Below are 24665 nucleotides of genomic sequence, written 5' to 3' on the forward strand. Positions count from 1 at the left end.
GGGATCCATGGTGTCGCTCATGATCAGTCCTTCCCGCCAGGCAAAGCCCGGCGTGTCAGGCCAACCACGGATCCACCGTTATTCAGACAGTCCCCTTCGAACATTTGGCGGGGGTTGTCCCGGTCGGCCGCGAGCCAGAGTACGGAGGAGTCGGGCATTACTTCTTCGACGAACCCCGTTCTGATCACCTGGCCGTTTTGGCGGATTTCCACCAGGGCGTTGATCAGCAGGCTCCAGTCACCGTGTTGACGCGGCGTTGCTCGGTTCAGTGTCATGGGCTTTCCGGTTCTGGTCTAGAGAGCGGCAGCGGCCCATGCCGGGCCGCTGCCACTTTTGTCGGCGGGGAGGGAGCCGCGGTGGCCTCTAGGAGGCGACGGCTTCTTTGATCCGGTCGCGGATCTGGCGTTCGAGGTTTTCCTGGGCGGGGAGGGCCGCAAGTGTTTCGTTAAGTTCGGATTGGGGGATGACGACTATGCCGTCCTGGTCTCCGATGACGACATCGCCTGGGTTGCAGACGACGTTGCCGCAGGCGACCGGTTTGCCGACGTATCCGGGTCCGTTTTTGGAGGGCCCGGCGGGGACGACGGCGCGGGCGAATACGGCGAGGCCCATCTCGTTCATCTCCTCTATGTCCCGGACAGCCCCGTCAACGATGACGCCGGTAACCCCTTTGTGGAGGCAGATTTCGGCGAGGATGCCGCCGAAGACGGACCGGTTGGTGACGCCGTTCCCGGAGATGACCAGGACGTCTCCGGGTTTGGCTTCGTCGAGGCCGCGGTGGATAGCGAGGTTGTCGCCTTCCCAGATCTGGATGGGGAGTGCTGTCCCGGCCAGCCGGGTACCGGGGGTCAGGCAGCGGATGTCGGCTGACATCATGTCCAGGCGTTTGCGTACGTCACCGATCAGCGCGGGCGGGTAGGCGGCCAGTGATTGGACGAGCGCCTGGGCGGGGCGGGGCCATTCGGGGTAGACGGTGATGTTTTCGGCGGAAGCGTTGATGTACACGTGTGGTTCCTTGGAGTGTGGTGGGCCGGTTCAGGCGGGGATCTTGTGCAGGTCGGTGGCGTTGACCGGGAAGGCAGGGTTTGTCCCTGCCAGGACGGCGCGCACTTCTGACCAGGAGCGGGTGCCGGCTTCCTGGAATGCTTCCTGGGTCTGGCCGGCGATGTGCGGGGTGACAAGAAGGTTGGGTACTGCGTGCAGGGGCACCCTGTTGTGGGAGAGCGGGTCCTTCATGTCGATGCTTTCGGCTTCGAGCACATCAAGGGCCGCGCCGGCGAGGGCGCCGCTGGTCAGGGCCGTGACCAGCGCGTCCTCGTCGATCAGCCCACCGCGGGAGGTGTTGATGACGATGGCGCTGGGTTTCATCAGGGCCAGTTCGCGGGTGGAGATCATGTGGCGGGTGCCGGGCAGCAGCGGGGCGTGCAGGGTGATGATGTCCGCCCCGTCATACAGGGTGTCCAGCTCCACCAGGTCAGCGCCCGCAGCCGCGACATCGGCTGCGCTGGCGATCGGGTCGGAGGCGATGACCCGCATCCCGAAGCCCCGGGCGATGGCGGCGACACGTTTGCCGATGGCTCCGAAGCCGACGATCCCGAGGGTGCGGCCGGAGAGTTCGAATCCGATCAGGTCCCCGCGGCCCTCGGCCCAGGTGCCTGTAAGGACACGGTTCGCTGCCGGGACGATCCGGCGGGTGAGGGAGAGCAGGAGGGCGAAGACGTGCTCGGCGACGGCGTTGCTGTTCGAGCCCGGGGTGCTGGTGACCCAGACACCATTCTCTGATGCTGCCGGGATGTCGACGTTGTCGGTGCCGACCCCGTGACGGGCGATGATCTTCAGGCGGGGGGAGGCTTCGATCATTTCGCGGGTGAAGGTTTCGGCCCGCAGGATCACTGCGTCAATGTTCTCGCTGACGTCGAGGTAGCTGACCTTGTCGGGGCCGTAGCCGACGTGCACGAGGGCGTTCTTGCGGATGTCTGCCAGGACGTCCTCGTGGACGACGTCGGAGATGTAGATCTCGGTCACGGTGCGGGGCCTAACGGTAGAGGTGCGAGGTGGGATCGGAGTTGGCCCTGACGGTAAGGCCAACCACCAGGAGACCGAGGGCGCCTGCGCCCACCAGGATGAAGGCGGGGACAAAGGTGTTGCCGGTCAAGTCGATGAGGTACGTGGCGAGGTAGGGGCCGGCGCCGCCGCCGATGACTGCTCCTACGCTGTGGCCGAACGCGACGCCTGTGTGGCGGACGCGGGTGGGGTAGAACTCCAGCATCGCGCCGTAGGTTCCGGCCTGGCAGAGGGCGTAAGGGATGATGCCCATGCCAAGGCCGAGGAGGGCCAGGACGAAGGAGCCCTGGTTCATCATGGCGAAGGACGGGATGGTGATGGCGACGTAGGCGACGTAGGCCCAGAGCAGGACCTTTTTGCTGCCGATGCGGCTGCCGAGCTGGCCTGCCATGGGAATCAGGAGTGCTGCGAAGAGGACTGCCAGGAGAACGATGGTGGAGGCTTCGCCCTTGGTGAAGCCGAGGACTTCGCTGAAGTAGACGGCGACGAACACGGTGCCGATGTAGGTGCCGAGGTTCTGGACGAGGGAGATGGAGGTGACCTTGGCCAGTGCCTTGGGGTATTTGGTGAGGACTTCCTTGAACGGAGCCTTGGAGGTTCCTTCAGTTGTTTTGTTGATGGCCTGGAACTCCGGGCTGTCTTCGACTTTCAGGCGCATGACCAGGCACAGGATGCCCAGGGGCAGGGCAAGGAGGAACGGGATGCGCCAGCCCCAGGCTGCCAGGTCGGCGGCGGGCATCATTGCCGCGGCGAGGGCTGCCAGACCTGCGGCCAGGCCCTTGCCGAGCTGGGCGACGGACGGGATCAGGGAGACGAAGAGGGAGCGGCGGTTCGGTGCTGCCCATTCGTGGATGTAGGCGGCGGCGCCGCCGATTTCCCCGCCGGTGGAGAAGCCCTGGAGCATGCGCAGCAGCACCAGCAGGATCGGGGCGAGCACGCCGATCTGTGCGTAGCCCGGCAGCAGGCCGGTCAGTGTCGCGGCGACGCCCATGCAGGTGATGCTGGCGATCAGGCTCGTGCGGCGGCCTTTACGGTCACCGAGGCGGCCAAAGAAGACGGCGCCGAGCGGGCGGACGATGAACGCGGAGCCGAACACCAGCAGGGTGTTCAGCAGGCCGATGACGGGGTCATCGCCGGGGAAGAAGACGATGGCCAGCGTCGCGGCGACGTAGCCGTAGACGCTGAAGTCGTAGTACTCGATGAAGGTTCCGAAGGCGGCAACGCCGGTGGCCTTCTTGGCTTTGGTGCGCCGGGCAGCGTCTGGAACTGCCAGTGTGGGGGTGGTCATCCGAAGACCTCTCTGTCTTTAGGTTTAGAAAAGTGGGACACTGTCTCATTTGGGGGATTGATTCAAGAATGCCTGTGTTCCACGCCACTGTCAAGCGGCGGCGCGGAAGCAGGGTTAGCTCAAGGAGGAGGGCAGCGGGTGACGTGGGATACTGCAAATATGGAGCAAGTGGACCAGTCGGCACAGCGGGACGGCTCGAAAGAGGTCGTTGCCGTCATTGAGGCTGTCATCGGCCGCGCCGGCTACGGATGGGGCGTCCGGGAGCTGGCCGAGGAACTTGGCGCGAGCCGAAGCACCGTCAACCGGATCCTCAGCCGCCTTGTTGAGGAACGCCTGGTGTCCAGGGACGTCAGTGGCGCGTATATCATCGGACCGCGGCTCAAGGTCCTGTCCGCAGCGCTACAGGAAGGCCATCCGCTCTTTGCCGAAGGGACGAAAATTCTTGCGCGCTTGAGCCGGGCGTCCGGGGCGACGGCGCTGATGGCCGTCGAATCAGGCGATCCGGAGCAGTGCTTCGTCCTGGCCTCCGTGGAACCTGACGCGCCCGTTAGGTACACGCTTCCACCGGGCACCAGCCTGCCAACCCACGCCGGTGCGCTCGGGCTCGCTATCCTTACCCGCCGCGGAACGGCAGGGCTGCCTGAGGAATTGAAGACGTACACCGACGCCTCAATGGACAGCAGGACACGTATTGAGAATGCGCTGCAAAGCTACACCACTGTCGGCGCTGTCGTCAGCATCGGCCAGCACATTCCCGACGCCGCCGGTATCGGCGTGCCGTTCACCGTCAACGACAGCCTGTTCGGGTCCCTGTCGCTGTCCCGGCCGCGGAACGAATTCAAGGAATCAGACATCGAAGCCGGCGCTGAGCTGCTCAGCGAAGCGGCCCGGGAACTCGAGTCCCTGCTCACCGAGCCGGCCGGCAGCAGGAACAAGGGGCAGGTCCTGCCTGAAGCCGAATCGTCCGCACTCATTCAACGGATCGCGGCCATCATCGCGGCGTTCTGCTCCGAGCCGATGGCCGAGCTGTCGCTCCAGGAACTTTCGAGTCTGTGGGGAACCCGGTCCGTGGCTACCCGCCGCCTTGCTGAATCAGCCCGCGAGGTGGGGCTGATGACCTCGCTGGACAACGAAGCCTGGACGGCCGGCCCGACGCTACTGCGCTGGTCAGCCTCGCTCGGCTCCGGACACGACCTTCCGCAACTGGTGGACGAAGATCTGCGCGGACTCAGCGGACAAACTGGCGAAACCACCACTCTTGCCCTCTACGACGCGGACACCGAAGTTGCCCACATTGGACGAACCATCGCCGGGGCCCGGAATGTCCGCTACGTCCTGGAAGAAGGCGAAGAAATTCCGCTGACCGCCGGAGCTGCAGGCAAAGCAATCCTCGCCCACCTGCCCGGGCACGTAAGCGCCAGGATAGGCCAAGAAGCGGGAGTTTCAGACCAGGAGCTTGAGCTCATCCGCTCCCAGGGCTGGGCCGCCACCGACAGTGAACGAGTCCCCGACGCCCACGGCATCGCCGCACCATTCTTCGTCAACGGCATCATTCGAGGGTCGGTAACCGTCACGGTCCCCAACCACCGTGTAGCCGGAACCCCACCAACAGAGCTCACAAGCGCCGTAGTCGCCACGGCCCACCGGCTCTCACGCCTGCTCAGCGTCAAAAGCGCAAGGCTCCCCGCCGCCCATGAAGGTAAACCCGGAGAGCTGGAATCTGAACGCGACGCCGTCTTCGCTTCCGCGCAATAAGCCCTGCCTGGTTCACGGCGCGAAAGAGCCGCTACAGCTGAAGTCAGTGCGGCTTTAGCGGCTAATCCACGGTGGAGCGGAGAATCTGTTCCTACGGCTTCTGCAGTCAGCCAAGGAGTTTTTGCCAGGTTGGGGTGTGACCTAACTGTACGAACAGCGAGCCCATGCGCAAGCTTCTCTGGGCTTTTCGAGTGCGGTCCAGCTACGAAAGAGGCCGTGGTTCGCCCCTGCCAAACTCTCATCAGACCTTGCCCACTTCACGCCGAAAGCGAAGACCTTTGACTGAAGGTCGCCCGTGTAACGGGACGTGCGTTCATTCCGGAACGGCCCCCTGATGCCTGACTACTTCGGGCAAACTTGATGGGACGTCTGCATCCCAAGGGCTGGGAGACGGTCTGAAAACGAGCGCAGGACTGGAGCTTTCGACGACGCTGTCCTGAAGGGCCAGGACGAATCTCAAGATTTACGCAATAAGTCCTGTCAATGGACAAATTTGCTTCCGTATAGATGTCTTTGCTTTTTAAGGTGTTCAAAGAAGCTCGTCAAGGGGGACATTCTTGATAAGCGATGAGGCACCTTCGGTTAGTACAAATGAGGAGGTATTGCCGCAGCTGTTCAGCTCTGCGCCACTGGAGACACGGCGCGGGTTGATGGACCGGTCCGGCAGTGCCCTGCTGGCTCTTCGACAGTCGGATCACTTCGAAATTTCTGGAGTGGCCTGATCACTTAGAACAGAACCGGCAACGACGCAGGGTGCTAAGGGAGTGTGATGGAACGAGTGACCCTTTTTGATCCGCTTACGGTCAGGGAGTCAGGTTCTGTGGTGCCGTCCGCAGGCCGGGCGCCGCTTCCCGCTCCTCCACGCAAGCCCCTTGAAGCATCTCCGGCTTTGCCGACCCAAGGCCGTGAACGTGAAGTCCAACAGCTCATCCACGATCTTGCGGTCCTTGCAGCCGAACACCGTCCGCTGCCTTCGTAAAACGCAGTCCAGAGACGGAGGGGTCACTGCCCAGCCGCGCGGCGAGGTTGCTTAGGCTGGGGTACGTCCCTTACCTCCTCACCCGCCACGACCCGGAGTGAGATCCCCGCCAGGCCCACCGCGTCCTTCTTTAACTTAAGAGATGTTGAGGCGTGGCTTCAGGTGAGCGTGTAGCAGCGACTATGCGGACATTGCTCTGAAAGCTCAACCAGTTGACGGCAGCGTCCAGTGTTGTGCCTCTGCTGACGGTCTTGTCTCCTTGTTGGTCGACGACCATCTGGTGTTGTCCCGCCGTTTTGACCACGAGATGACGATACTGCCCTCTGGCTGAGAGCTGCGCGCACCAGGGAGGTGACTCTCGTCGGCGGCGATCATCTCTTAGTATCCGAGACCGATACTGATCCGATAGTGCCTGCCAAGATGAGGGCGCTGGTAATGGCCACGATCCCGTCTGCATGGACCTGGACACCACTGAGCGGCGCGGTTCTGCACGGATTGGGGTGCGCCAGCGGATCCTGCTGAGACGTGTTTTTAGGGCAGTTCTTCTCCGAGCTGTTCAAAGGCGCCGGTGCCGGCCCCTTTGTGACGCGGTTGGAGCGGTCAGACGAGGTCCGGTGCGCTGGCAATGATGTAGTCGGCTGCTGCCGGTCCTTTCATTCCCAGATGGTTGTGCTCGGGTTTGATCCGGTGAGCCTTTAGCGCCTCCCAGAGGGCTTCTGGCGGTTGCGGTTCTTCCTTATTGAGCAGGCACCAGCTCGTGTAAAGGCCGTACAGCTCGTCCGGGCCCAGACCGGCTTCCTTGTCCTGTCCTTCATCGATTGCCTGGGCGAGAAAAACCTCAAAATGCGGATGGCTCATCACCGCTGCCTTTCATCAAGCACAACACAAGGGTGCGTCCGGACCCGCCCCCGTACCCGTGTCGGAAATCTACACGCAGACTCAGTGGCCGGGCGACTTTTCAGGCGTTCATCCCTGTGTCGGGTCCGGCGGCCGGCGCGCCTTTACCCGGCAGGGTAGGGGGCGGTGGTGAGAGTACGGGCCAGGTGGGCGGCGTTGCGGGCAGCCCCGGCGGTGGTGGCAGCTGTTTTTTCGGGCACGCTGTCGAGGTCCTGGTAGTCGAGGGTGTGCATGGCCTCTCCGACCCAGTAGGTGGCGCCTTGGGCGGGGATGGTGAAGCCGACGTCGTTCAGGGCCTGCTGCATGTCGGCGGTGACTTTGTGGGCGCCGTCTTCGTTGCCGACCACGGCGACAATCGCGACTTTCCCGTACATGATGGGCCGTCCGGCATCATCTGTTTCGGACAGGTCCGCGTCGAGCCGTTCGATGACGCGTTGGGCGATGCTGCAGGGGTGTCCCATCCAGATGGGGGTGGCGAGGACCAGGATATCGGCCGTGAGGATCTTTTCGCGGATCCCGGGCCAGGCATCGCCGTCGCCCATATCTATCTGGACTCCGGGCAGCACGTTGTGATCAACGACCCGCAGAGATGCCGTGCGCACGCCGTGGCTTTCAAGCTGGTCAAGGACGTGGCGGGCCATGAGCTCGCTGCTGGACGGTTCGGGCGAGGGGGTCAGGGAGCAGGTCAGGGCAAGTGCGGTCAGGTCAGCCATTGTTCATCCTTTTTCATCGTTCAGTGTTCCGCGGGGTCGCGCTGTGGTTCGACTACCGGTTCCGCCAAATAGGCGTTACCCACCCGTCAGTGACTAAGGGGGTAAGGCCTCCCAAGCCAGACGATAATGGCGAAGGTTGAACCTGAATGCTTACGCGGCCCCAAGATTTCGCCTGGCAGGGGGTCCGGGCCGGCGGTGCTGTCGGCTTCGTGGGCGGCCTTTGCCGGCCAGGGCGCTCCCGGGAGCCCGAGCGCGGCACCGATCTTTGTGTTTGCCTTCATTGATGAATCCTTCACGGGAGCCGCTGGGGCTGCGGGCAACGGGCGGGAAACGTGTATCAGGGGTGTTCGATCCAGCAGGCGAGGATGGTAGTGGAGAGCTGGTAGGCCAGGGCGTTCCTGGTGATGCTGTCCGGTCCGAGGGTGGCGGGCAGGTCGCTGGCGTCCACCTGCAGCACGAAGTTGTCCTTCTGAAACACTGCCGAGCCGTCGGCGGTTTCGTAGGCCGGGAAGCCGAGGTTCGCGAGGCCCGTGATGGGTGTGGCGTCCTTCGCCAGGGCCTGCATCGCATCGAAGTATTTCAGCGCTGATGCCTTGTCCGCGGCTTCCTGAACGGAAATTTCCAGGTCCCCTTCGGCCAGGTGGTAGGTGCAGGTGAAGGTGTCATCCGCCCAGTCATTGATGGTGTGCGGGTCGGGGTCCAGGTCCAGGATGGCGGTGAGCCTGTCCATCGGCTGTTCTCCGCAAACCATCAGGGCAGCCTCGCTGGGCCCGTCCGCCGTCGCCGCCGGCGAGGACGATCCCGGGCTGTGATGCCCGCCGCCGGTGTGCCCTGCTTCGGACAAAGCTGTCGGCGGGGCCGGTGTCGATACGTCCGAGGGCGCGGACACCGAACCTGCTGCTGTCGCGCAGCCGGAGAGCAGCAGGGCGGACAGGGCCAGGGAGGCCAGCAGGGGCAGACGCTGTTTCACGGCTCTTCCTTTGTTTCTGGCCCCCGTTGCGGGTGCGGGGCCGTTTGTCAGGCTTTGAGGGTGGCGTAGATGACGTAGTTGTCGTCAAAGAGGCCGGTGGCGGGGTCGTAGCCGTCGCAGGTGATGAGCCGCAGCTCGGCTCCCGGGGTATTGCCGTAGACCTCGAGGGTGGGGAACTCGTTCTTGCTGTAGAGGGCGCCGCGGTCAACGGTGAACACGGCGATGCTGCCGTCGGTTCGGGAGACGTTGATTTCAGCGCCGGGGGTGAGCTGCCGCAGGTCCGCGAAGACACCCTTGTTGCCGCCCAGGGCGTTGACATGGCCCAGCATGACGGAGGGCCCGCGTTCCCCCGGGGTGGGGGAGCCGTTGTACCAGCTGGCCGGGGTGCCGCTGCCGGTGTCCTCCGGTACTTCCAGGGACCCGTTCTCCCGCAGTCCCAGGTGGAGAAGGTCGGTCCGGACCCCGATCAAGGGGATAGTCAGGGTGACCGGAGCCGAAGCTCCCAGCACCGGCGGAAGCTGCTCGGTGGGCGGAGCCGCCGCGGGGGCAGCAGCGGGCGGTGTGGCGGTCACAGCCGGAACGGTGGGGGCCGCCGGTGGCGAGGTGGACAGTTGGGAACCGGCGTCGGCAGTGGTGGCGGGTCCACCGGCGCAGCCGGCCAGGGTCAGTGCGAGCAAAATCCCGGCCGCCGTGGGGGCCCCGAGACCTCCACGCCGGCCGGGATTCCTGGTTTTCACCGTAGTGATCTGCTCAGCCGTTGCTTAGGCTGCTGCGGTGCGGCGGCGGACAACGTAGGATCCGCCGGCGAGGGCGACAAGGGCCAAGCCAGTGCCGACGACGAAGGCGCCGGTGTCGGTGCCGGTTTCGGTGGCGATGCCGGTGTCAGCGCCGCCTGCGGGCATCTGCATCTGACCTGCCGTCAGTGTTCCACACAGGGCGGGGGAGGTCGCGGCCAGCGGCAGTTCGGGGACAAGGTCGCTCTTGGCTGCCGCGCCGGCCGGGCTTAGCGTGGCGGGGTCGAGGCCGTGAACGACGACCACGGCGGTCCCGGCTTCCAGGGCGGCCTTGGTCTCGGCGTTTAGTTCGAACGTGCGGTCAACGGTGTAGGCAGCACCCTGGCCGGCGACCTTGAGGTCAAGGCCTGCTGCGGGGCTGGTGTCACCGCTGGTGGAGAGGGTGGTGACAATGCCGCCGTAGGACGGAGCACCTTCGGTGGTGGAAATGACCTGGTCGCCGTCCTTATCCGCTGAAGGGTCCGGGCAGACGCCCTGGGCTCCACCGTGGATGTGCTGGACGTGCGGGTACGGGGCGTCCATGAACGTGGCCGGCATGCCCGAAACGTTCAGGACCACGTGGGCCTGGTTGCCCGTGACATGGACCTGGATGGTGCCTGAGCCGGCGCTGCCGTTGAGCTGTTTCAGGGTGGACTGGTAGGACTGGTCCGCTGCCATCGCGGGGGAACCGGACAGGGCCAGACCGGCAAGGGCCAGGGTGGGGACAGCCATAAACCGAAGGGTCTTATTCATTGAAAATCTCCTCATACACGCGCGTGTGATGTTGGCTTTCCCCGAAGAAGGGGACAGCAGTACTTCGCAACGACACCGGAGAAGGATGGGTGGAGATTGTGGCCTGATACACAGCGCCCCCCAAGCGGTCCCGATGGTTCCGTCACGGTTTTGCGCGTTGATGCGTTCCCGGCCCTCTTCAGGCGGGCTTTCAGTAATGCAGCCACTCCTCACCATTTCTGAAGAGCCGATTGATGCTCCGTCAACCTGGCGAGGCTTGGGCATGCTGCGCTGGGTGACTTTGTTCCGTCCACAGTTGGGGTCAATTCGGGTTATCCACGGCTGGATGTTGGGAGCCCCAGGATTAGCTCCCGAGCAGCAGTAGCGGTGGATTACCTGTGAGGATTGTCCCTGGTGTGAACGGCGGAACCGACCTCGCAGTGGACTTGGATTGAAGTCCCTGAATTTTGGAGCCTCACAAGGCCCTCTGTATCAGGTTGGGTGTACGAGACAGCAGCGTATATGGAAGAAAGCCCGCCGGTGGGGGACCGGCGGGCTTTCCAAGACCGACACTATGGTGATCGGTTTTGAACATCGAGTGGAGCATCGATTGGTAGTTTGGTCTCAAGATTTTTGTGAAGCGGCGAGACAGTGCAGGCCTTGTGGCTACGGATTTGCGAGTACGTCAGGCCAGGGGCCGTCGTGGTTGGAGCATTGACGGGAGCTGGCGCCTGCCGGGAGGATGTGCGTTGTCGGGTGTTCGGAAACTTTTTGTTGGGGGAACATCCGTCCGGGAGCTGGCTTCGGTTGCAACACTGCGCGGGGGAGCCAGCTCCCGCCTTATCCGTCGTGGCCTTGTTGCCCTTGTTGCCCGACGAGGATGGTGGCAGGCTGATGGGACCTTCCGGTCCATGAGGTAGGGCCAGCGTAGTCAGGAGCGGGCATGCGAGGACTTCATTGGTGCAACAGCGGCTTGCTCGGCGCCTGTCTCATGGGTGTAGTTCTGGTCGCTCTATCGGGCTGCAGCACTGCGACCCCTGATGAGGACTGGCATGCCATAGCTAACGGTGTCGACGGGGACGTTGGGGGAGTGGAGGTTCGTAGCCTGTTGATCGTCTCCGAGGACGCAAATCAACCTGGACGGTTCCTGGGGACCCTTTTCAATTCCTCAACGGAGCCCGTGGACGTGGTCTTGTCCGATCAGGATGACAGCGTCACTGTCCGTGTTGAGGCTCAAGGAGAAGTGGGTTTTGATACCAACCCGCTTGTCCTTTCCTCAGTCAGTGATATCCCGGGTTCCAGGGTCTCCATTTCAGTGACAGCTGGTGGGGAGAAGGAGGAATTCTCTACTCCGGTGTTGGACGGCACACTGCAGGCATACCGTCCCTTCCTGCCGTCAGCCGCCGCATCAGCCTCGCCAAGCGCCCAGAATTAGCGTCTCCATTGCCGGCAGGGGGCCGCACCGCACGATGGGCCGATACGCTACGGACACAACTCTGGCCCCTGCCGGTGGTGGCGGTCGTCGGGGCCGTAGTCCTGGGAGTGGTGTTGCCCGGGTTGGATGCTGCTGTTGACGGCAAACTACCGGAGGGTGTCGCTGTTTTCCTGTTCAGTGGAGGTCCCGAGGCGGCCCGTTCGATTCTGCAGGCAATCGCAGGATCCCTGATCACTGTGACCTCTTTGACGTTCTCGCTCACCGTGGTCACGCTGCAGCTGGCCAGTAGCCAGTTCTCGCCCCGGCTGCTGCGGACCTTCACCGCTGACCGGTTCGTCCACGGCACCTTAGCCCTCTTCCTGGCGGCCTTCGCGTTCGCATTGACCGTCCTACGCATTGTCCGCGACGAAGGGGTCCGAACGACCCCGTTCGTCCCTGAAATTTCCGTCACCATTGCCTTCGTCCTGGCGATAGCCAGCGTCATCGGGCTGGTGCTTTTCCTGGCCCATCTCACCCGGGAGATCCGGGTGGAGACCATGATGCGCAGGGTCAGCGTGGAAACCCGGAAGGCCATCGACCGGGTCTTTCCAGAAAACCGTCCACACCTCGGACCCGGCCCCGCCCCGGACTCCGGGGCGGTCCTCATCAGGTCCACCCATTCCGGGTTCCTGACGTCCCTGGATAAAGAGGCGCTCCTGCAGGCTGCGAAGGACGCCGGTGCTGTCATTCGGGTAGACCGTGAACCGGGCAGTTCCCTGGTCGAGGGCGTCCCCTTCGCGACCGCCTGGCCGGTCGATCAACCAACTACCTTCCCGCCCGAGGTGAGGGAAGAACTGGCCGCCGGCGTGAACGCGGCTGTCACTACTGGGTTTGAACGCACCAATGTCCAGGACGTCGGATTCGGGTTCCGCCAACTGGTCGATGTCGCCACACGCGCCCTGTCGCCCGGCATTAACGACCCGACCACGGCAGTGCATGTCATCGGACACCTCTCGGTTCTGCTGTGCCAGCTGGTGGGCAGGAACCCGGCCCCTGACCATCTCATCGACGAACACGGGCGGGTGAGGGTAGTGCTGACCCTCCCGTCCCTTGGGGACCTTTTGGGCACGGCCATGGACCAGCCCCGGCAGTACGGAGCAGCGGATCCCTTTGTTGCCGGACGGCTCCTCGGGCTCCTGCAGGAGCTCACCTGGTGCGACCAGAAAGGCCAGTACCGATCAGAAGTTCTTGAGCATCTGGAACGGATGCGGAACGCCATAGGCGTCGCGGACTATCCATCAGCCGAACGAAAGAGCCTGCTGGATCGAGCAGACACGATACAACGCGCAGGCACGTAGCTGGTCGTGGCGGTACTCGAACTTCACTTCAAGCTCGTGGTGGAGAAATCCGGTCTCCGCAGAGAGCCAAGACCAGTGCCGATTTCTGCCGTGAAAATCTCTCCTTGAGCATGGCAGGGGGCCGGGCCTGACTGCCGGGACCATTTGCCCAGGGGATGAGGAAAGTGCTGACCCAGGCGCTCACAGGACCGGAGGGCGAGCCAAACATCGTGGCCCAAGTCGACGCCCAATAGTGATACACACGTAACCATCAAAGCCAGACCCGAAGCTAGGCTGATAAAAAGGGTTCCCACCAGTCCACCAGGAAGCCGGTGATGGCCGCGCCACGTTCGTTGTCGTTAGGGATGCTTCGCCGCCTCGGTTCGCTGCGAAGGGCATTCATCTGGGTACTTGTGGTTCTTGTCCTCACGGGAGCTGCCTCTTACACACACGGCAGCCGATATGCTCTCATTGGGCACAGCCCGTCCCAAGCAGTGAGTTCCCAGTCAGCTGGCCAGGAAGAGGCTCAGGTCCAAGCGGGTCCGGCGCTATCCTCACCCAGCCCTGAGGGGCTCGGAACGGCTTCCCAGGCAGTCCACGCGGTCCATCAGGCCAACCCGGTTGTTGACCCCGAGTCCATGGAGCGGGACTGCTGCGAACGCCGGCACGCTCCCCGCGGCGAACCCGCCCCCTTACGGACAGGGGCGATAGACCCGCCATCATTGCTCCAGCAGCAGCCCGTTGACACTGAGCTTTCCAGCGCCATCCCGCTGGAGTCAGGCCTTCGGGCGCTCACGGTGCTCCAGCTTTCCATCAGCAGGACGTAAACCGGGCTTGCCGTCTTACGCCCCCAACCTGCTGTAGAAACCCGGAAGAGAAACCGATGACACATGAACTGTCCATCCTGGACGCCCACCCTTTGGGCTCAGGGCCCATAGATAGATCCAAACTCGTCGAATGCATCCAGTCGTGCTTTGACTGCGCCCAAACGTGTGCTGGCTGCGCCGACGTCTGTCTGAGCGAAGAGGCGGCCGCCGAACTGACCAAGTGCATTCATGCCACCCTCGATTGCTTCGACATCTGCGCGGCCACCGGAAAGATCCTCTCCCGCAATGGGAGCATCAACGGTGATATCACCCGTGCAGTGCTGCAGGCGTGCCGCACCGCGTGCAAGACCTGCGCCGAAGAATGCGGACCGCAAGGCTTCACGCGCCGCCACTGCGCGGTGTGCGCTGGAGCCTGCCGGCGCTGCGAGCAAACCTGTAACACCCTCCTCGCCTCGTTAGCTCAGTAAGGAACCAGCCATGGCACAGCTAAAGGGAACAACTCCTACGAGACCTGTCGACGATCCGCTGCTGCGGCGGATGCTCGCCACCCACATCCACTGCGGCGAACCCATGCAATTAGTCCCCGCAGACACCTCATCAGCCATTGGATCGCAGGAAAACCAAATCGGCGGTGTCCTGCTCGCGTACAGGTGCGCCTGCGGCTTCACCTTCGACAAAAGGTAGGAATTGACGCCCCTCCTGCCCCCACCCAGGCAGGCAACGGACTTCAAACACCGTATGACCAGGGGGACGAGAGGAAAGAGCCTGCGATGGGCGACCTCCATTTTTTTCGCCGCTCCTCCGCGACGCCGCGTCCTCGGCCAGTCAGCTTTCCCGGCCGGAATGCGGTCAACGTCCCCGGCCAACCCACGACTACCCAGCAGTGGCCAGACAAAAGGAAACCCGCATGGATCAAGGCAACAGCACTCCGAATAAGGAATCAATTGTGAGGACCGGAGTGAACGACCACTCCTGGGAACGGGAGCACCGCCACCCAACGGCTGCTCAAACCCGCGCCATCGGAAACCGCCGCCGAGCCGCGGAAGCACAGCTGGAGGAACATCAGCAACAAGCCAGACGAAAGGAACCGAAACAACGACGCACGCCCCGGGCACCGAGGGAAGCGGCGGATTAGTCATAGGCCTGAAATCAACCACTTCTGCAGCTGCCCAGAATGAGCCGATAGTGGATACTTTGTCAAGCCGGGGGAGGGGTGCCATTCCCTTCAGCCTGTTCCACCCGCTGTATGGGGGTACCATACAGTCATGGATGAGACCATGGTTGGGCGGTTGGTGGGTGAGGCCAAGGCCTTGGCTGCTGAATCGGAGGAAGCCCGGCAGCGGATGCTCGCCGCTGCTCGCCGAAGGCAGGAGTGCGTCTTGGGACTGCACGCCGCTGGGCTTTCGGTACGGAAGATTGCGGAGCGGCTCGGAAGTAGTCCTGCCGTCATTCAGGCAGCCATTGGCGCGGCCAAGGGCAGACATCCCGTTGCACGGCGTGAAGAGCGGTTCCCTTTTGAGCTGCACGTCATGCTGGGCATGCGGCTGCGTGAGGAATCGTCCAGGCTGCGCAGTGTGGCGCGGACCAATCTTGAGAAGATGCGGGGCACGCCGCGGGCCGCCATTGCCACGCGTTGGCTGGACCGGTGGGACGAACTGCTCGAGCTTTCAGATGACGAGCTTGAGCGGGCGATGCTCGCCGACGATGAAGAGAGCCGCGATCTTCGCCAGATCAGTCCATTTGCCGGGGCGCTGAGCGCAGAGGATCGCCTGGTTGCTATGAAGAAGGCGCAGTTACTTGCGAAGGGATGAACTCGAGCACGCGATCCGGGCAGCGACACAGATCATCAAGGATGACCGCGTCATTATCATTGGCAGCCAGGCCATCCTGGGCTCCTACACTGAGGATCAGCTGCCGGCGGCGGCCACGATGTCACCGGAGGTGGACATCGCTCCGATGCGTGACACAGACGCCGAGGCCTTGAGTGACCAGCTCAGCTTCGATGCAGGGGAATGGTCAGAGTTCCATGCCGCCTACGGCTTCTACATTGAAGGTGTGGGGCAAGCGGACAGCCATCCTGCCGCCGGACTGGGAATACCGCTTAGTTGGGGTCCGCACCGCGGCGACCAACAACGCAACCGGATTGTGCCTGGATCCTCATGACCTGTGTGCCGCGAAGCTCATGGCACACCGGGAGAAGGACTTCGCGTTTGTTCAGGCGTTAGTGGACGCGCGCCTGATCGAGCCGGCGATTCTTCAACAGCGGCTCGCCTTAATCGATCTGACCGAGGTCGAAAGTGACCAGGACATCGATGTGCTCGATTACCGGCAGCGGCACTCGATTGCCTGGGCGGCCGCACTGCCTAGGTAACCACTGCCCTGGTCCACTGGCTGATTTCAACCCGCCGTCAGGATAGGGCGAAGTTTCGTCTTATTGACAGTGGCTCATGATGTCCTCAGATCTCACCCTGACAGTCGGAGGGGACGAGATCCGGAGTGGGGAAGCCTCATCGACAGTTGAATAGGCCAAAGAATCTGGACTTGATGAAGTCTGCCTGAGGAGTGGACGGCCTATGACACACCTTGAGTCCGGCTTGGGCGCTGGAGAACCAGTGGAAGCTACTACCAGAGACCAAGACTTCCCTAGTCGGGAGGTTTTGACGTCAGGTTGGGGTGTGCTCTATCCCGCCGAGGTGTAAGGGTTCGATATCGAGTTCGCCTGTACATCAGTACAACGCCGGCATTCTTGACGCAGGAATGTGTCGGTGGGGGTAGGCCCTTGGTCGTTGTTTTCCTTAGCGGCGGTTAGTACCCGCAGCCCAGGCGCCACAGTCTGTCAATCGCGACCGCCCCGCCACGCGGACGTTGGAGCGCGACTCGGCCGATTCCGGAAGCCCTCCAGCAAGATCACCGCGGGGAGGCCTCCGGCGCCAGTTCGTTTATGGAGCCTGGTCATGTCCCTGAGGCACGTTAATGACTACTTTCCCGGCATGGTCGTGATTTTCGAGAAAGCGGTAGGCGTCGGCGATGTCGGCGAACTCCATCGTTGCGGCGACGGTCGGGGTGAGTGCGCCCGTTTGGACCCCGATATTGATGAAGACGACGGCCTTAGCCAAGCGCGTGTCGTCGCCAATGACTTCGACAACGTCATAGCCGCGGATCGTGAGGCGCTTCTGCAACATGGTCAGCGCGGGCAGCGGGGTCAGTTCGCTGCTGAGTGCTCCATAGAGGATGACGCGCCCGTATAGGGCCGCAGCGCTGGCCAGCTCGCCGAAAAGCGGGCCGCCCACGGGGTCGAAGAGTACGTCATAACCTGCTCCCTGGGTGATGGCTTCGAGGCGTTCGGTGACATCCTCGGTGCCGGTGGTGATGACGTTCGCTGCACCATGACGGGTGAGAAGGTCGGTTTTGTCGCGGGTGCGGGAAAGTGCGATCGGGGTGGCTCCGACGAGGTTCGCGATCTGGATGGCCGCTAGGCCCACGCTGCTGGACGCTGCCGGGATCACCACCGTCTCGCCGGCGCGGAGTCCGGCGATGTCGATGAGACCGCCATAAGCAGTGGAGTAGGCCATCCACAACGCGGCCGCTTCACTGAAGGAAAGTCGTTCGGGGTGCTTTACGACTGCCCGGGCTGGCGCGAGGACCAGTTCCCCGTGTAGAGGGTAGTCGGGAACGGGGAAGGCGGGAATAACACTGACTGCGTCACCTATGGCTAGGCCAGTGACTTCGGGGCCAAGGGATTCGATTCTGCCGGCGGCTTTCAGTCCTTGTCCCTGGGGGAGACGGGGTTTGAAAAAGTGTATTCCCGTGCGGAACATGACGTCCGCCCGGTTCAGTGCAAGCGCATAGGTGCGGATGCGCACTTCTCCAGGGCCAGGTGCCGGCACGGTGACTTCGTCGATAAGGAGGTTTCGGGGCCGCAGATTGCGTGGAAGCGGGCTGCTCTGGTCATGGGACTCCTTCTGTGGGGTGACGCTACCCGCGTCTGACTCAGGTGGCGGGAGCCGGGGGCCAGCGACCGGGATCGATGACCGTTCTCCTGAGCAGGATCGGCCGGTCAAGCCCGGAGATTGCACGTCCTGGAACCGGGTCTCGCCCTGCCCCTATTTTTCCCTGGGCGACTTGTCACAGGTCTGACGTGTGTCAGAGCCTGCGATTGTTCAGCTTCGTTCGGTGTTGTCGATAGGTGTGGTTGTTGGGCGTGCCTGAGGGGTTTGTTGCTGGGTTGTCTGGTTGTTGGTTGCAGCCCAATGGGCGAGGAGTTGGAGGCTATCGTGGGAAGTGGAGCCGGGCTCGGCGGTGTAGGCGATCATGGACAGGCCCTTGTCGGTGGCAATGTCCAGTCTTTCGAAGGTCAGGTCCAAGTCTCCGACGATGGGGTGGTGGACTTGCTTTGATGCGGAGTGGTGGAGCCGTACGTTGTGGGCGGCCCAGAGTGTGCGGAAGTCATCGCTGCGGGTGGCGAGTTCTCCGATGAGGTCGCTGAGGTCCCGGTCGTATGGTGCCCGGCCGGCGGCGCTGCGCAGAAGCGCCACAGTTTGTCGGGCCGTGTCCTCCCAGTTGCGATAGAAATCCCTGGAGCGGGGGTCGAGGAAGATGAACCGCCCGAAGTTCGGTGGTCTTTGCGGTTGGATGTACATCTCTGAGTAAAACGCCCTCCCGAGCTGGTTCGCGGCGACGAGATCCAGGCGCTCGTTCTGCACCATGGTGGGAAGAGCGGTCATCATATCGATCATCCTTTGCACGCCGGGTCGTACCTGCTGTGCCCGGGCTGGGCTGCGCCGACGTGCCGTGTGTGTTCCTTCGTTAGCGGCACGCACGAGGTTGTAGAGATGGACCCGTTCGGCTTCATCAAGCTTCAACGCCTGGCTGATACCCTCCAGAACCGATTCCGAAACCCCTTTGGCGTTCCCCCGCTCGAGGCGGATGTAGTACTCGGTGCTCATCCCGGCCAGCAGCGCAACTTCTTCACGGCGCAGGCCATTGACACGGCGTTGGCGGTAACCGAAAACGGGTAGGCCCGCCTGTTCGGGCGTGATCCTGGCCCGCCGGGTCATCAGGAATTCACGGATCTCGTTGACGGTGTCCATCCTTCGAAGCTACGCCCAAAAGCCGGCGTTAGGGGGTCACTGGCATTAACCCGATCAGCAGGGACTCCCTAGCCCGTTGCAGGCGATATTGACTGAAGACAGTCACCTACACGAAAAGGAAACACCATGACTGCTCAGGAAGTTTGGTTCATCACCGGCGCCGCCCGCGGAATGGGCATCGATATCGCACGCGCCGCCCTCAACGCCGGCCACGCCGTCGTCGGCACGGCCCGCGACGCAAACCGCGTCACAGAAGCCCTTGGCGAGCACGAGAACCTGCTCGCCGTGTCCCTCGACATCACCAACGAAACCGCGGCCAGGACGGCGGTCGAAGCGGCGGTGGAACGGTTCGGCCGCATCGACAAGCTCGTCAACAACGCCGGGAACTTCTACGCCGGTTTCTTCGAAGTCATCAGCCCGGACCAGTTCCGCCAACAGATGGAAACGAACTTCTTCGGTCCCCTGAACGTCACCCGGGCTGTGCTTCCGGTCATGCGCGCCCAGCGCAGCGGCCACATCATCACCTTCAGCTCCTCCGCCGGGCTGACCGGCCAGGAGTTCGTCGCCGCATACTGCGCCTCCAAGTTCGCGACCGAGGGTTGGATGGAATCCCTTCGCTATGACGTGGAGCCCTACGGCATTCACACCACTATCGTGAACCCCGGCTTCTTCCGCACCGAACTGCTCGTCGAAGGCGCCTCGACCATCTGGCCCGAGCTCTCCATTGATGACTACGACCAGCGTACCCAGGGCACCATCGAGGCCTGGAAGGGAATGAACGGCAAGCAGGGCGGCGACCCGGCCAAACTCGCAGCCTCCCTCATCACCATCGCAGCGCAGGACCAGCCGCCACTGCGCTTCCTCGCCGGCGCTGACGCCGTCCAAACCGCAGAAGACAAAGCACACCTGCTCCTTGAGCAGGCCAACGCCTACCGCGAACTGTCCTCATCCCTCGCCCACGACGACCAGTAAACGACGTCCGTTCGGGTGCCCCCGCTTGCTCAGGAGCGGGTCACCCGAGCGCGGCCTAGAACTTCACAAAGGCGACAACGACAGAGGCTAACGCCACCCTTGGCCCGGACTGGACAGCACGATCTTTCCGACCAGATGGCGAGAACAACCGCGGCCGCTCAACAGCGCTTCCTCCTGTCCGACTTCCGCACCAACCCCTGCTGAATTCTTCTGAATCAGTGCCAGGGCCGTATTGGCCTATGTATGAAAGGACACTGCCATGACTTCCCGACTCACCGGAACCGTCGCGATCATTACCGGTGCCAGCAGCGGCATCGGCCACGCCACTGCCCTTGAACTCGCTGCCCGGGGCGCCGCGGTAGCCCTTATAGCCCGCCGTCGGGACCGCCTCGATGAACTCGTTGCCGAGATTGAGAAAGCCGACGGAACAGCGCTGGCGGTACCGACGGACATTTCCAACCGCGCCAAGGCAGAAGCCGCTGTCACGAAGATCATCGAGGCATTTGGCCGGCTGGACATCCTGGTGAACAACGCCGGGCTGATGATTCTCGGGCCTTTCGCCGAGGCCGGCGTCGATGACTTCGAACGGATGATCGCCATCAACCAGCAAGGGCTGCTGTACATGACGAAGGCGGCCCTGCCCTATCTGCAGAAAGCAGCGGGCGAGGACCTCCGTCAGGTGGCCGACATCGTCAACATTTCCTCCATTGCAGGGCGCACGGCTTTCCCCAGCATGGGCGTGTACAACATGACCAAATTCGGGGTCAACGGGTTCAGTGAAGCCCTCCGCCAGGAACTGGCCAAGGCCCACGTCCGCGTGGGTGTCCTCGAACCGGGCAAGGTCGCCACCGAACTCGACTCCCACAACAGCGACGAAGTACGCGCCGACATCGAGGCGAATTTCGGCGGGTTCCGTGTCCTGGATCCCCAGGACATCGCCGACGGGGTCTCCTACATGGTTACCCGCCCCTGGCACACCGCGATCGGTGAACTCTGGATCATGCCCACCGAACAGGGCTGAATCCGAAGCCACAACAACAACGCTCTGCCGAAAGGAAACATCAACAAATGACAATGAATCGTCGTAGCCTGCTGGGCGCAGGCCTTGGAGTAGCCGCAGCATCTTTGCTGCCTCTTCCTGCCCAGGCACAGACGGGCACAAGAAATTTCGGGACGGGCACGCGGCCGTCGCGCACGGATCGACGCGTGCTCGGCTCACTGGAAGTCTCCGCCCTGGGGATGGGCTGCCAGAACTTCGCGGGGATGTATGGCCCACCGACGGACTTTGAGGAGGCAATCCGGATCATCCGTGCAGCCTATGACCGGGGCGTCACGTTCTTCGATGTCGCCGAAGTCTACGGGCCGTTCCTGGGCGAGGAGATAGTCGGCAAAGCGTTGAAACCGGTGCGCGATGAGGTGGTCATTGCCACCAAGTTCGGATTCGACATCACGAAGAAGGGCGATGTTCAGGGACTTAACAGCCGCCCGGAGAACATCAGACGGGTCACCGAAGAACAGCTCCGCCGGCTGAAAACTGACTACATCGATCTTCAGTATCAGCACCGGGTCGATCCCACGGTGCCCATCGAGGAGGTGGCCGGAGCGGTGCAGGATTTGATCCGCGAGGGCAAGATCCGCCACTTCGGTCTGTCTGCAGCGGGCGGTGCGACCATCCGCCGTGCGCATAAAGTACAGCCGGTCACCGCCGTGCAGAACGAATACTCCGTCTGGACACGCGATCCGGAGCTCGAAGCTCTCCCGGCCTGCGAAGAACTGGGCATAGGTTTCGTGCCCTGGAGTCCGCTCGGAATGGGTTACCTCACCGGCACCGTCACCCCGATGATGGTCCATGGCACCGCAGACCTAAGGGCTGGACTGCCCCGCTTCACCCCCGAGGCACGCCGGGCAAACTGGCCCGTCGTCGAACTGCTGCAGCGGGTCGGCGCCCGCCATCAAGCAGCTCCCGGCCAGATCGCGCTTGCCTGGCTGCTCGCCCGTAAGCCGTTTATCGTGCCCATCCCAGGGCCGACCACGCAGGACCACATGGAGCAGAACATGGACGCGCTTCAGGTCCGGTTGACCGCTGCCGACATCCAAGAAATTGAGAACGGTTTCGCTCAAATCCGAGTGCAGGGCGCACGACTCAGCGAGCCGATGCTGGCAATCATCGACGCCGGAGCCAAGCTGGGGACGAGCTCAATCGGCGGGCACGGCAATTCACCCCTGCCGTAAAGCCACGGCGAACGGAACAGAAGAAGACCGGAAAGGTTGCCAAACCGTTTCCTCCCAGGCAGCCCGTTAGAGGCGTGAAAACACGTCCTGTCCTCGCTGTTGTATCCCGTCCGCCCGGCCCGGCCGCTGCGACTGGACGGGAACATCTTGGCGGCGGTCCCTGGAACGACATCATCCTTTGGGCACAGGCGTGGAGGTGGTACCGACATCAGTGCGTTTAAGTACGCGCTGGTGTCGGTACCGCTCCCGGCCCCCGCACTCTGCCGTTCGCCCTTTGGTCAAGCGATCCGGCCCGCTGGGAAGGCCTTCACCGGCCCGCGCACGATTCACGCACACGTAAAAAGGAGCACCACCGACATGAACAGACAACCCGCACGCCGGACCTTTCTGGCTTTAGCAGCAGCTTCCGGGGCTGCAGCCGTATTGGCAGCATGCAGCGGCCCTGCGGCATCGCCCGGCACAGGCACCAACCACGCAAGCTCTACAGGGGCCGATGCCCTGATCAACCTCGATAGCAATCGGACGCTGGTGGTGTTCTTCTCGGTCCCGGAGACGGACAACCCGGAGAACATGACCCCGGCCGAGGAAAACAGCACGCATGTGGTCAATGGCGAGGTTCTGGGCAACACGCAGTACGTCGCACAGCTTATTGCCGCGGGCATTGGCGCGAACACGTTCCGGATCGAGACGGCGGAAGAACTGCCGCTTACCCACAGCGTTCTCGAGGACCTCGCGAAGGACTGGCAAGATTCCGGCGCCAGGCCGCCGCTCGCATCGCAGATCCCTAACCTCGGCGAGTACGACACCGTTTTCGTCGGATATCCCATCTGGTGGTACGACCTGCCGATGCCGATGCACACCTTCTTCGCAGAGAACGACCTCACCGGTAAAACGGTAATTCCATTCAACACCCACGGTGGCAGCCGGCTCTCGGGAACCGTCGAGGTCATCACCGAGTTATTGCCAGGCGCCACAGTCAACACAAACGCCCTGACGATTACCCACACCGACATGGACAGCGCGCCAACCGAAGTAGATGCCTGGCTCAAAACCCTAGTCGCTGAATAACGAAAAGTAGATGAAGGCCCGCACCAAGCTCATCATCCTATTCACGCTCATCACCGCCGCACTTTTGGTGCTCGCCTTTGTGAATTTGCAGCACATCCGCGACGCTGGCCCGTCCCCCCGCTCGGCCTTGTCTACTGTGGCGGGCAATTCAGCGATCGGCAAGTCACCGAGTGCGGCATCAACCGGTCAGCGAGGAGAGATCACGTGACGCAACTTCGGCGATTAGTGTTTTGGTCCGTCACGGTCCTGTTTCCGCTGCCGCTCGTGATCGTCTACTGGGTCCTGGCCCGCGAGCCGGAACAGCTAAAGTTCTTCGTCACGCTGGGTTTGGTTGCCTATGCGTGGTGGCTGCTTTCGGTTCTGCTGAGCGTCCGTCCTGTATGGCTGGAACGTGTGGTGGGTCTGCCCGTGATTTACGGGCTGCATGGCATGCTCGGGGTCCTCGCGATCGTTCTAGCGTTCGTGCACCGCGACAACTCCTACTCAGGTGAACAGCTCGCGGTCCTGCTCGGTGACTGGGGTTTCTATGCGGCCCTCGCCGTGCTGTGTTATTCGGTGTTCTTCCTCAGCGGTTGGCTCGTTGACCGCGTACGGCTACTGCACACCGTAAAACGCTGGCTCGAAAAGGTATTCCGTCACCAGGTCTCGGTGTGGGTGCACCGGCTGAACCTCGTCATCATCGCGATGATCTGGCTCCATGCCCACCTTCTCGTGCGTGTGAACCAGTACTTCTGGTTCATGATGCTCTTCGACCTCTATACCCTCGCCGTCCTCGCGACCTACGCCTGGAAGAAGTGGGTCGCACCTGACGGGTACGCAACCGGTGCCGTGACTGCGAACACCCCGCTCGGCGAGTCGAGCCGCCGCATCTCGATCCGGCTTGATCAGCCCGAAAACCGGCTCCGCCCGGGCGACTTCTTCTTCCTCCGTTTCGAAGGCTCGCCCGCCATCGGCCGGGAATGGCATCCCTTCTCCGTCACTGACGCAAATCAGGAGACGGTCACCTTCACAATTCGGCAGCACGGCAACTATACCCGCCGGCTCGCCGGCGTCCCTGTAGGTACCCGCGCCCGCCTGGAAGGACCATTTGGGCGTTTCGAGTCGACCGTGCAACGGCACGACGCCGACGCCCCGCTCGTGCTCTTGGGCATGGGCGCGGGGATCGCGCCACTGCTGTCCCTGGCCGCCGCGCACCACACCACCCGGCCACTTCGCGTGCTGTGGGCCGTGCGCGAGACGGACCACGCCTACTACCGCGACCTGCTCGAACAATACCGCTCAGCGTCCGATGGAAAAACGCACGTGACCATCCAGGTCGGCCGCTTCCGCCGCGAGCACCTCACCGGCCTCCTTACCCCCGAAACCATCGCAAAGGGTGCGTTCTTCATCGTGGGCCCTAACCCGGCAGTGCTTGCCACCCAAAGTCTCCTGCGGCACCTCGGCGTCTCGCAACGGCGCATCCACCAGGAACGCCTCACGATGTAAAGAGCTCCTGCGACAAACGCCTGACACCTGCGCGTCCACGTTAAGGGCATCTTCAGACACACCGCAGGG

General features: G+C 62.9%; 26 protein-coding genes. 15 read left to right on the forward strand and 11 right to left on the reverse strand.

Features of this window, described 5'->3' with window-relative positions:
- Window positions 1-23: 23 nt before the first annotated feature.
- The 4 genes from ACFVYC_RS21285 to ACFVYC_RS21300 form a co-directional block, all read right to left on the reverse strand.
- The gene (locus ACFVYC_RS21285) at window positions 24-275 is read right to left on the reverse strand and encodes a hypothetical protein (RefSeq protein ID WP_387554034.1); all 252 of its coding nucleotides are present in this window, start codon (window positions 273-275) and stop codon (window positions 24-26) included.
- 88 nt (window positions 276-363) lie between these two features.
- Window positions 364-1005, reverse strand: coding sequence for an RraA family protein (locus ACFVYC_RS21290; RefSeq protein WP_387554036.1), 642 nt, complete (start codon window positions 1003-1005; stop codon window positions 364-366).
- 30 nt (window positions 1006-1035) lie between these two features.
- Window positions 1036-2025 carry a hydroxyacid dehydrogenase gene (locus ACFVYC_RS21295; protein WP_387554038.1) on the reverse strand — a complete coding sequence of 330 codons (990 nt, stop codon included), beginning with the start codon at window positions 2023-2025 and terminating at the stop codon, window positions 1036-1038.
- A 10-nt stretch (window positions 2026-2035) separates the two neighbouring features.
- Window positions 2036-3352 carry an MFS transporter gene (locus ACFVYC_RS21300; RefSeq protein ID WP_387554040.1) on the reverse strand — a complete coding sequence of 439 codons (1317 nt, stop codon included), beginning with the start codon at window positions 3350-3352 and terminating at the stop codon, window positions 2036-2038.
- 159 nt (window positions 3353-3511) lie between these two features.
- On the opposite strand from ACFVYC_RS21300, the gene ACFVYC_RS21305 reads away from it, so the two are divergent.
- Window positions 3512-5107 (forward strand): IclR family transcriptional regulator, encoded by a 1596-nt coding sequence (locus ACFVYC_RS21305; RefSeq protein ID WP_387554042.1) that lies wholly within the window; start codon window positions 3512-3514, stop codon window positions 5105-5107.
- Window positions 5108-6686: 1579 nt separating this feature from the next.
- Here the strand turns inward: ACFVYC_RS21305 and ACFVYC_RS21310 are convergent.
- The 5 genes from ACFVYC_RS21310 to ACFVYC_RS21330 form a co-directional block, all read right to left on the reverse strand.
- Complete coding sequence (locus tag ACFVYC_RS21310; protein ID WP_387554044.1) at window positions 6687-6944, reverse strand: hypothetical protein; 258 nt, start codon at window positions 6942-6944, stop codon at window positions 6687-6689.
- Window positions 6945-7087: 143 nt separating this feature from the next.
- Window positions 7088-7696, reverse strand: a complete 609-nt coding sequence (locus ACFVYC_RS21315; RefSeq protein ID WP_387554046.1) for a flavodoxin family protein — start codon at window positions 7694-7696, stop codon at window positions 7088-7090.
- Between the two features lie 337 nt (window positions 7697-8033).
- Window positions 8034-8666 (reverse strand): hypothetical protein, encoded by a 633-nt coding sequence (locus ACFVYC_RS21320; RefSeq protein WP_387554048.1) that lies wholly within the window; start codon window positions 8664-8666, stop codon window positions 8034-8036.
- 47 nt (window positions 8667-8713) lie between these two features.
- Entirely contained in the window at window positions 8714-9403 is a 690-nt protein-coding gene (locus tag ACFVYC_RS21325) for a sortase domain-bontaining protein (RefSeq protein ID WP_387554050.1), read from the reverse strand.
- 24 nt (window positions 9404-9427) lie between these two features.
- Window positions 9428-10192, reverse strand: coding sequence for a hypothetical protein (locus tag ACFVYC_RS21330; protein WP_387554052.1), 765 nt, complete (start codon window positions 10190-10192; stop codon window positions 9428-9430).
- A 922-nt stretch (window positions 10193-11114) separates the two neighbouring features.
- Here ACFVYC_RS21330 and ACFVYC_RS21335 point away from each other — a divergent pair.
- From ACFVYC_RS21335 to ACFVYC_RS21370, 8 genes are all read left to right on the forward strand, one after another.
- A complete protein-coding gene (locus tag ACFVYC_RS21335; protein WP_387554054.1) occupies window positions 11115-11606 on the forward strand; it encodes a hypothetical protein in 492 nt (163 codons plus the stop codon).
- Between the two features lie 8 nt (window positions 11607-11614).
- Window positions 11615-12943 (forward strand): DUF2254 domain-containing protein, encoded by a 1329-nt coding sequence (locus ACFVYC_RS21340; protein WP_387554055.1) that lies wholly within the window; start codon window positions 11615-11617, stop codon window positions 12941-12943.
- A 473-nt stretch (window positions 12944-13416) separates the two neighbouring features.
- A complete protein-coding gene (locus ACFVYC_RS21345) occupies window positions 13417-13749 on the forward strand; it encodes a hypothetical protein (RefSeq protein ID WP_387554057.1) in 333 nt (110 codons plus the stop codon).
- A gap of 56 nt (window positions 13750-13805) precedes the next feature.
- Window positions 13806-14216 carry a four-helix bundle copper-binding protein gene (locus tag ACFVYC_RS21350; protein WP_387554059.1) on the forward strand — a complete coding sequence of 137 codons (411 nt, stop codon included), beginning with the start codon at window positions 13806-13808 and terminating at the stop codon, window positions 14214-14216.
- 10 nt (window positions 14217-14226) lie between these two features.
- Entirely contained in the window at window positions 14227-14433 is a 207-nt protein-coding gene (locus ACFVYC_RS21355; protein ID WP_387554060.1) for a hypothetical protein, read from the forward strand.
- Between the two features lie 581 nt (window positions 14434-15014).
- Window positions 15015-15560 (forward strand): hypothetical protein, encoded by a 546-nt coding sequence (locus ACFVYC_RS21360; RefSeq protein ID WP_387554062.1) that lies wholly within the window; start codon window positions 15015-15017, stop codon window positions 15558-15560.
- Window positions 15547-15912 carry a hypothetical protein gene (locus ACFVYC_RS21365; protein WP_387554064.1) on the forward strand — a complete coding sequence of 122 codons (366 nt, stop codon included), beginning with the start codon at window positions 15547-15549 and terminating at the stop codon, window positions 15910-15912. The genes ACFVYC_RS21360 and ACFVYC_RS21365 overlap by 14 nt, the downstream gene beginning before the upstream one ends.
- Window positions 15913-15931: 19 nt before the next feature.
- Window positions 15932-16120 carry a hypothetical protein gene (locus tag ACFVYC_RS21370; protein WP_387554066.1) on the forward strand — a complete coding sequence of 63 codons (189 nt, stop codon included), beginning with the start codon at window positions 15932-15934 and terminating at the stop codon, window positions 16118-16120.
- 568 nt (window positions 16121-16688) lie between these two features.
- Here ACFVYC_RS21370 and ACFVYC_RS21375 read toward each other — a convergent pair.
- Window positions 16689-17612 (reverse strand): zinc-dependent alcohol dehydrogenase family protein, encoded by a 924-nt coding sequence (locus tag ACFVYC_RS21375; protein WP_387554068.1) that lies wholly within the window; start codon window positions 17610-17612, stop codon window positions 16689-16691.
- A 297-nt stretch (window positions 17613-17909) separates the two neighbouring features.
- Window positions 17910-18839 (reverse strand): helix-turn-helix transcriptional regulator, encoded by a 930-nt coding sequence (locus ACFVYC_RS21380; protein WP_387554070.1) that lies wholly within the window; start codon window positions 18837-18839, stop codon window positions 17910-17912.
- Window positions 18840-18965: 126 nt separating this feature from the next.
- Here ACFVYC_RS21380 and ACFVYC_RS21385 point away from each other — a divergent pair, with 126 nt between their 5' ends.
- The 6 genes from ACFVYC_RS21385 to ACFVYC_RS21410 all read left to right on the forward strand — a co-directional run bounded on the left by ACFVYC_RS21385 (window position 18966) and on the right by ACFVYC_RS21410 (window position 24596).
- Window positions 18966-19811 carry an SDR family oxidoreductase gene (locus ACFVYC_RS21385; protein WP_387554072.1) on the forward strand — a complete coding sequence of 282 codons (846 nt, stop codon included), beginning with the start codon at window positions 18966-18968 and terminating at the stop codon, window positions 19809-19811.
- A gap of 259 nt (window positions 19812-20070) precedes the next feature.
- Entirely contained in the window at window positions 20071-20832 is a 762-nt protein-coding gene (locus tag ACFVYC_RS21390) for an SDR family oxidoreductase (protein WP_387554074.1), read from the forward strand.
- A gap of 185 nt (window positions 20833-21017) precedes the next feature.
- On the forward strand, window positions 21018-22043 hold the full coding sequence (locus tag ACFVYC_RS21395; RefSeq protein ID WP_387554076.1) for an aldo/keto reductase: 1026 nt from the start codon (window positions 21018-21020) through the stop codon (window positions 22041-22043).
- A 357-nt stretch (window positions 22044-22400) separates the two neighbouring features.
- The gene (locus ACFVYC_RS21400; RefSeq protein WP_387554078.1) at window positions 22401-23111 is read left to right on the forward strand and encodes a flavodoxin; all 711 of its coding nucleotides are present in this window, start codon (window positions 22401-22403) and stop codon (window positions 23109-23111) included.
- Window positions 23112-23121: 10 nt separating this feature from the next.
- On the forward strand, window positions 23122-23319 hold the full coding sequence (locus tag ACFVYC_RS21405; RefSeq protein ID WP_387554080.1) for a hypothetical protein: 198 nt from the start codon (window positions 23122-23124) through the stop codon (window positions 23317-23319).
- Window positions 23316-24596 (forward strand): FAD-binding oxidoreductase, encoded by a 1281-nt coding sequence (locus ACFVYC_RS21410; protein ID WP_387554082.1) that lies wholly within the window; start codon window positions 23316-23318, stop codon window positions 24594-24596. The genes ACFVYC_RS21405 and ACFVYC_RS21410 overlap by 4 nt, the downstream gene beginning before the upstream one ends.
- The last annotated feature ends 69 nt before the right edge of the window (window positions 24597-24665 follow it).

The organism is Pseudarthrobacter sp. NPDC058329, assembly GCF_042879835.1.
Classification (GTDB): domain Bacteria; phylum Actinomycetota; class Actinomycetes; order Actinomycetales; family Micrococcaceae; genus Arthrobacter.

Coding starts and splice junctions, on each gene's coding strand:
- ACFVYC_RS21405 (WP_387554080.1), top strand. CDS start 23,122: ATGAAGGCCCGCACCAAGCTCATCATCCTATTCACGCTCATCACCGCC.
- ACFVYC_RS21350 (WP_387554059.1), top strand. CDS start 13,806: ATGACACATGAACTGTCCATCCTGGACGCCCACCCTTTGGGCTCAGGG.
- ACFVYC_RS21305 (WP_387554042.1), top strand. CDS start 3,512: ATGGAGCAAGTGGACCAGTCGGCACAGCGGGACGGCTCGAAAGAGGTC.
- ACFVYC_RS21380 (WP_387554070.1), bottom strand. CDS start 18,839: ATGGACACCGTCAACGAGATCCGTGAATTCCTGATGACCCGGCGGGCC.
- ACFVYC_RS21300 (WP_387554040.1), bottom strand. CDS start 3,352: ATGACCACCCCCACACTGGCAGTTCCAGACGCTGCCCGGCGCACCAAA.
- ACFVYC_RS21355 (WP_387554060.1), top strand. CDS start 14,227: ATGGCACAGCTAAAGGGAACAACTCCTACGAGACCTGTCGACGATCCG.
- ACFVYC_RS21310 (WP_387554044.1), bottom strand. CDS start 6,944: ATGAGCCATCCGCATTTTGAGGTTTTTCTCGCCCAGGCAATCGATGAA.
- ACFVYC_RS21400 (WP_387554078.1), top strand. CDS start 22,401: ATGAACAGACAACCCGCACGCCGGACCTTTCTGGCTTTAGCAGCAGCT.
- ACFVYC_RS21315 (WP_387554046.1), bottom strand. CDS start 7,696: ATGGCTGACCTGACCGCACTTGCCCTGACCTGCTCCCTGACCCCCTCG.
- ACFVYC_RS21370 (WP_387554066.1), top strand. CDS start 15,932: ATGGCACACCGGGAGAAGGACTTCGCGTTTGTTCAGGCGTTAGTGGAC.
- ACFVYC_RS21390 (WP_387554074.1), top strand. CDS start 20,071: ATGACTTCCCGACTCACCGGAACCGTCGCGATCATTACCGGTGCCAGC.
- ACFVYC_RS21360 (WP_387554062.1), top strand. CDS start 15,015: ATGGATGAGACCATGGTTGGGCGGTTGGTGGGTGAGGCCAAGGCCTTG.
- ACFVYC_RS21330 (WP_387554052.1), bottom strand. CDS start 10,192: ATGAATAAGACCCTTCGGTTTATGGCTGTCCCCACCCTGGCCCTTGCC.
- ACFVYC_RS21385 (WP_387554072.1), top strand. CDS start 18,966: ATGACTGCTCAGGAAGTTTGGTTCATCACCGGCGCCGCCCGCGGAATG.
- ACFVYC_RS21285 (WP_387554034.1), bottom strand. CDS start 275: ATGACACTGAACCGAGCAACGCCGCGTCAACACGGTGACTGGAGCCTG.
- ACFVYC_RS21335 (WP_387554054.1), top strand. CDS start 11,115: ATGCGAGGACTTCATTGGTGCAACAGCGGCTTGCTCGGCGCCTGTCTC.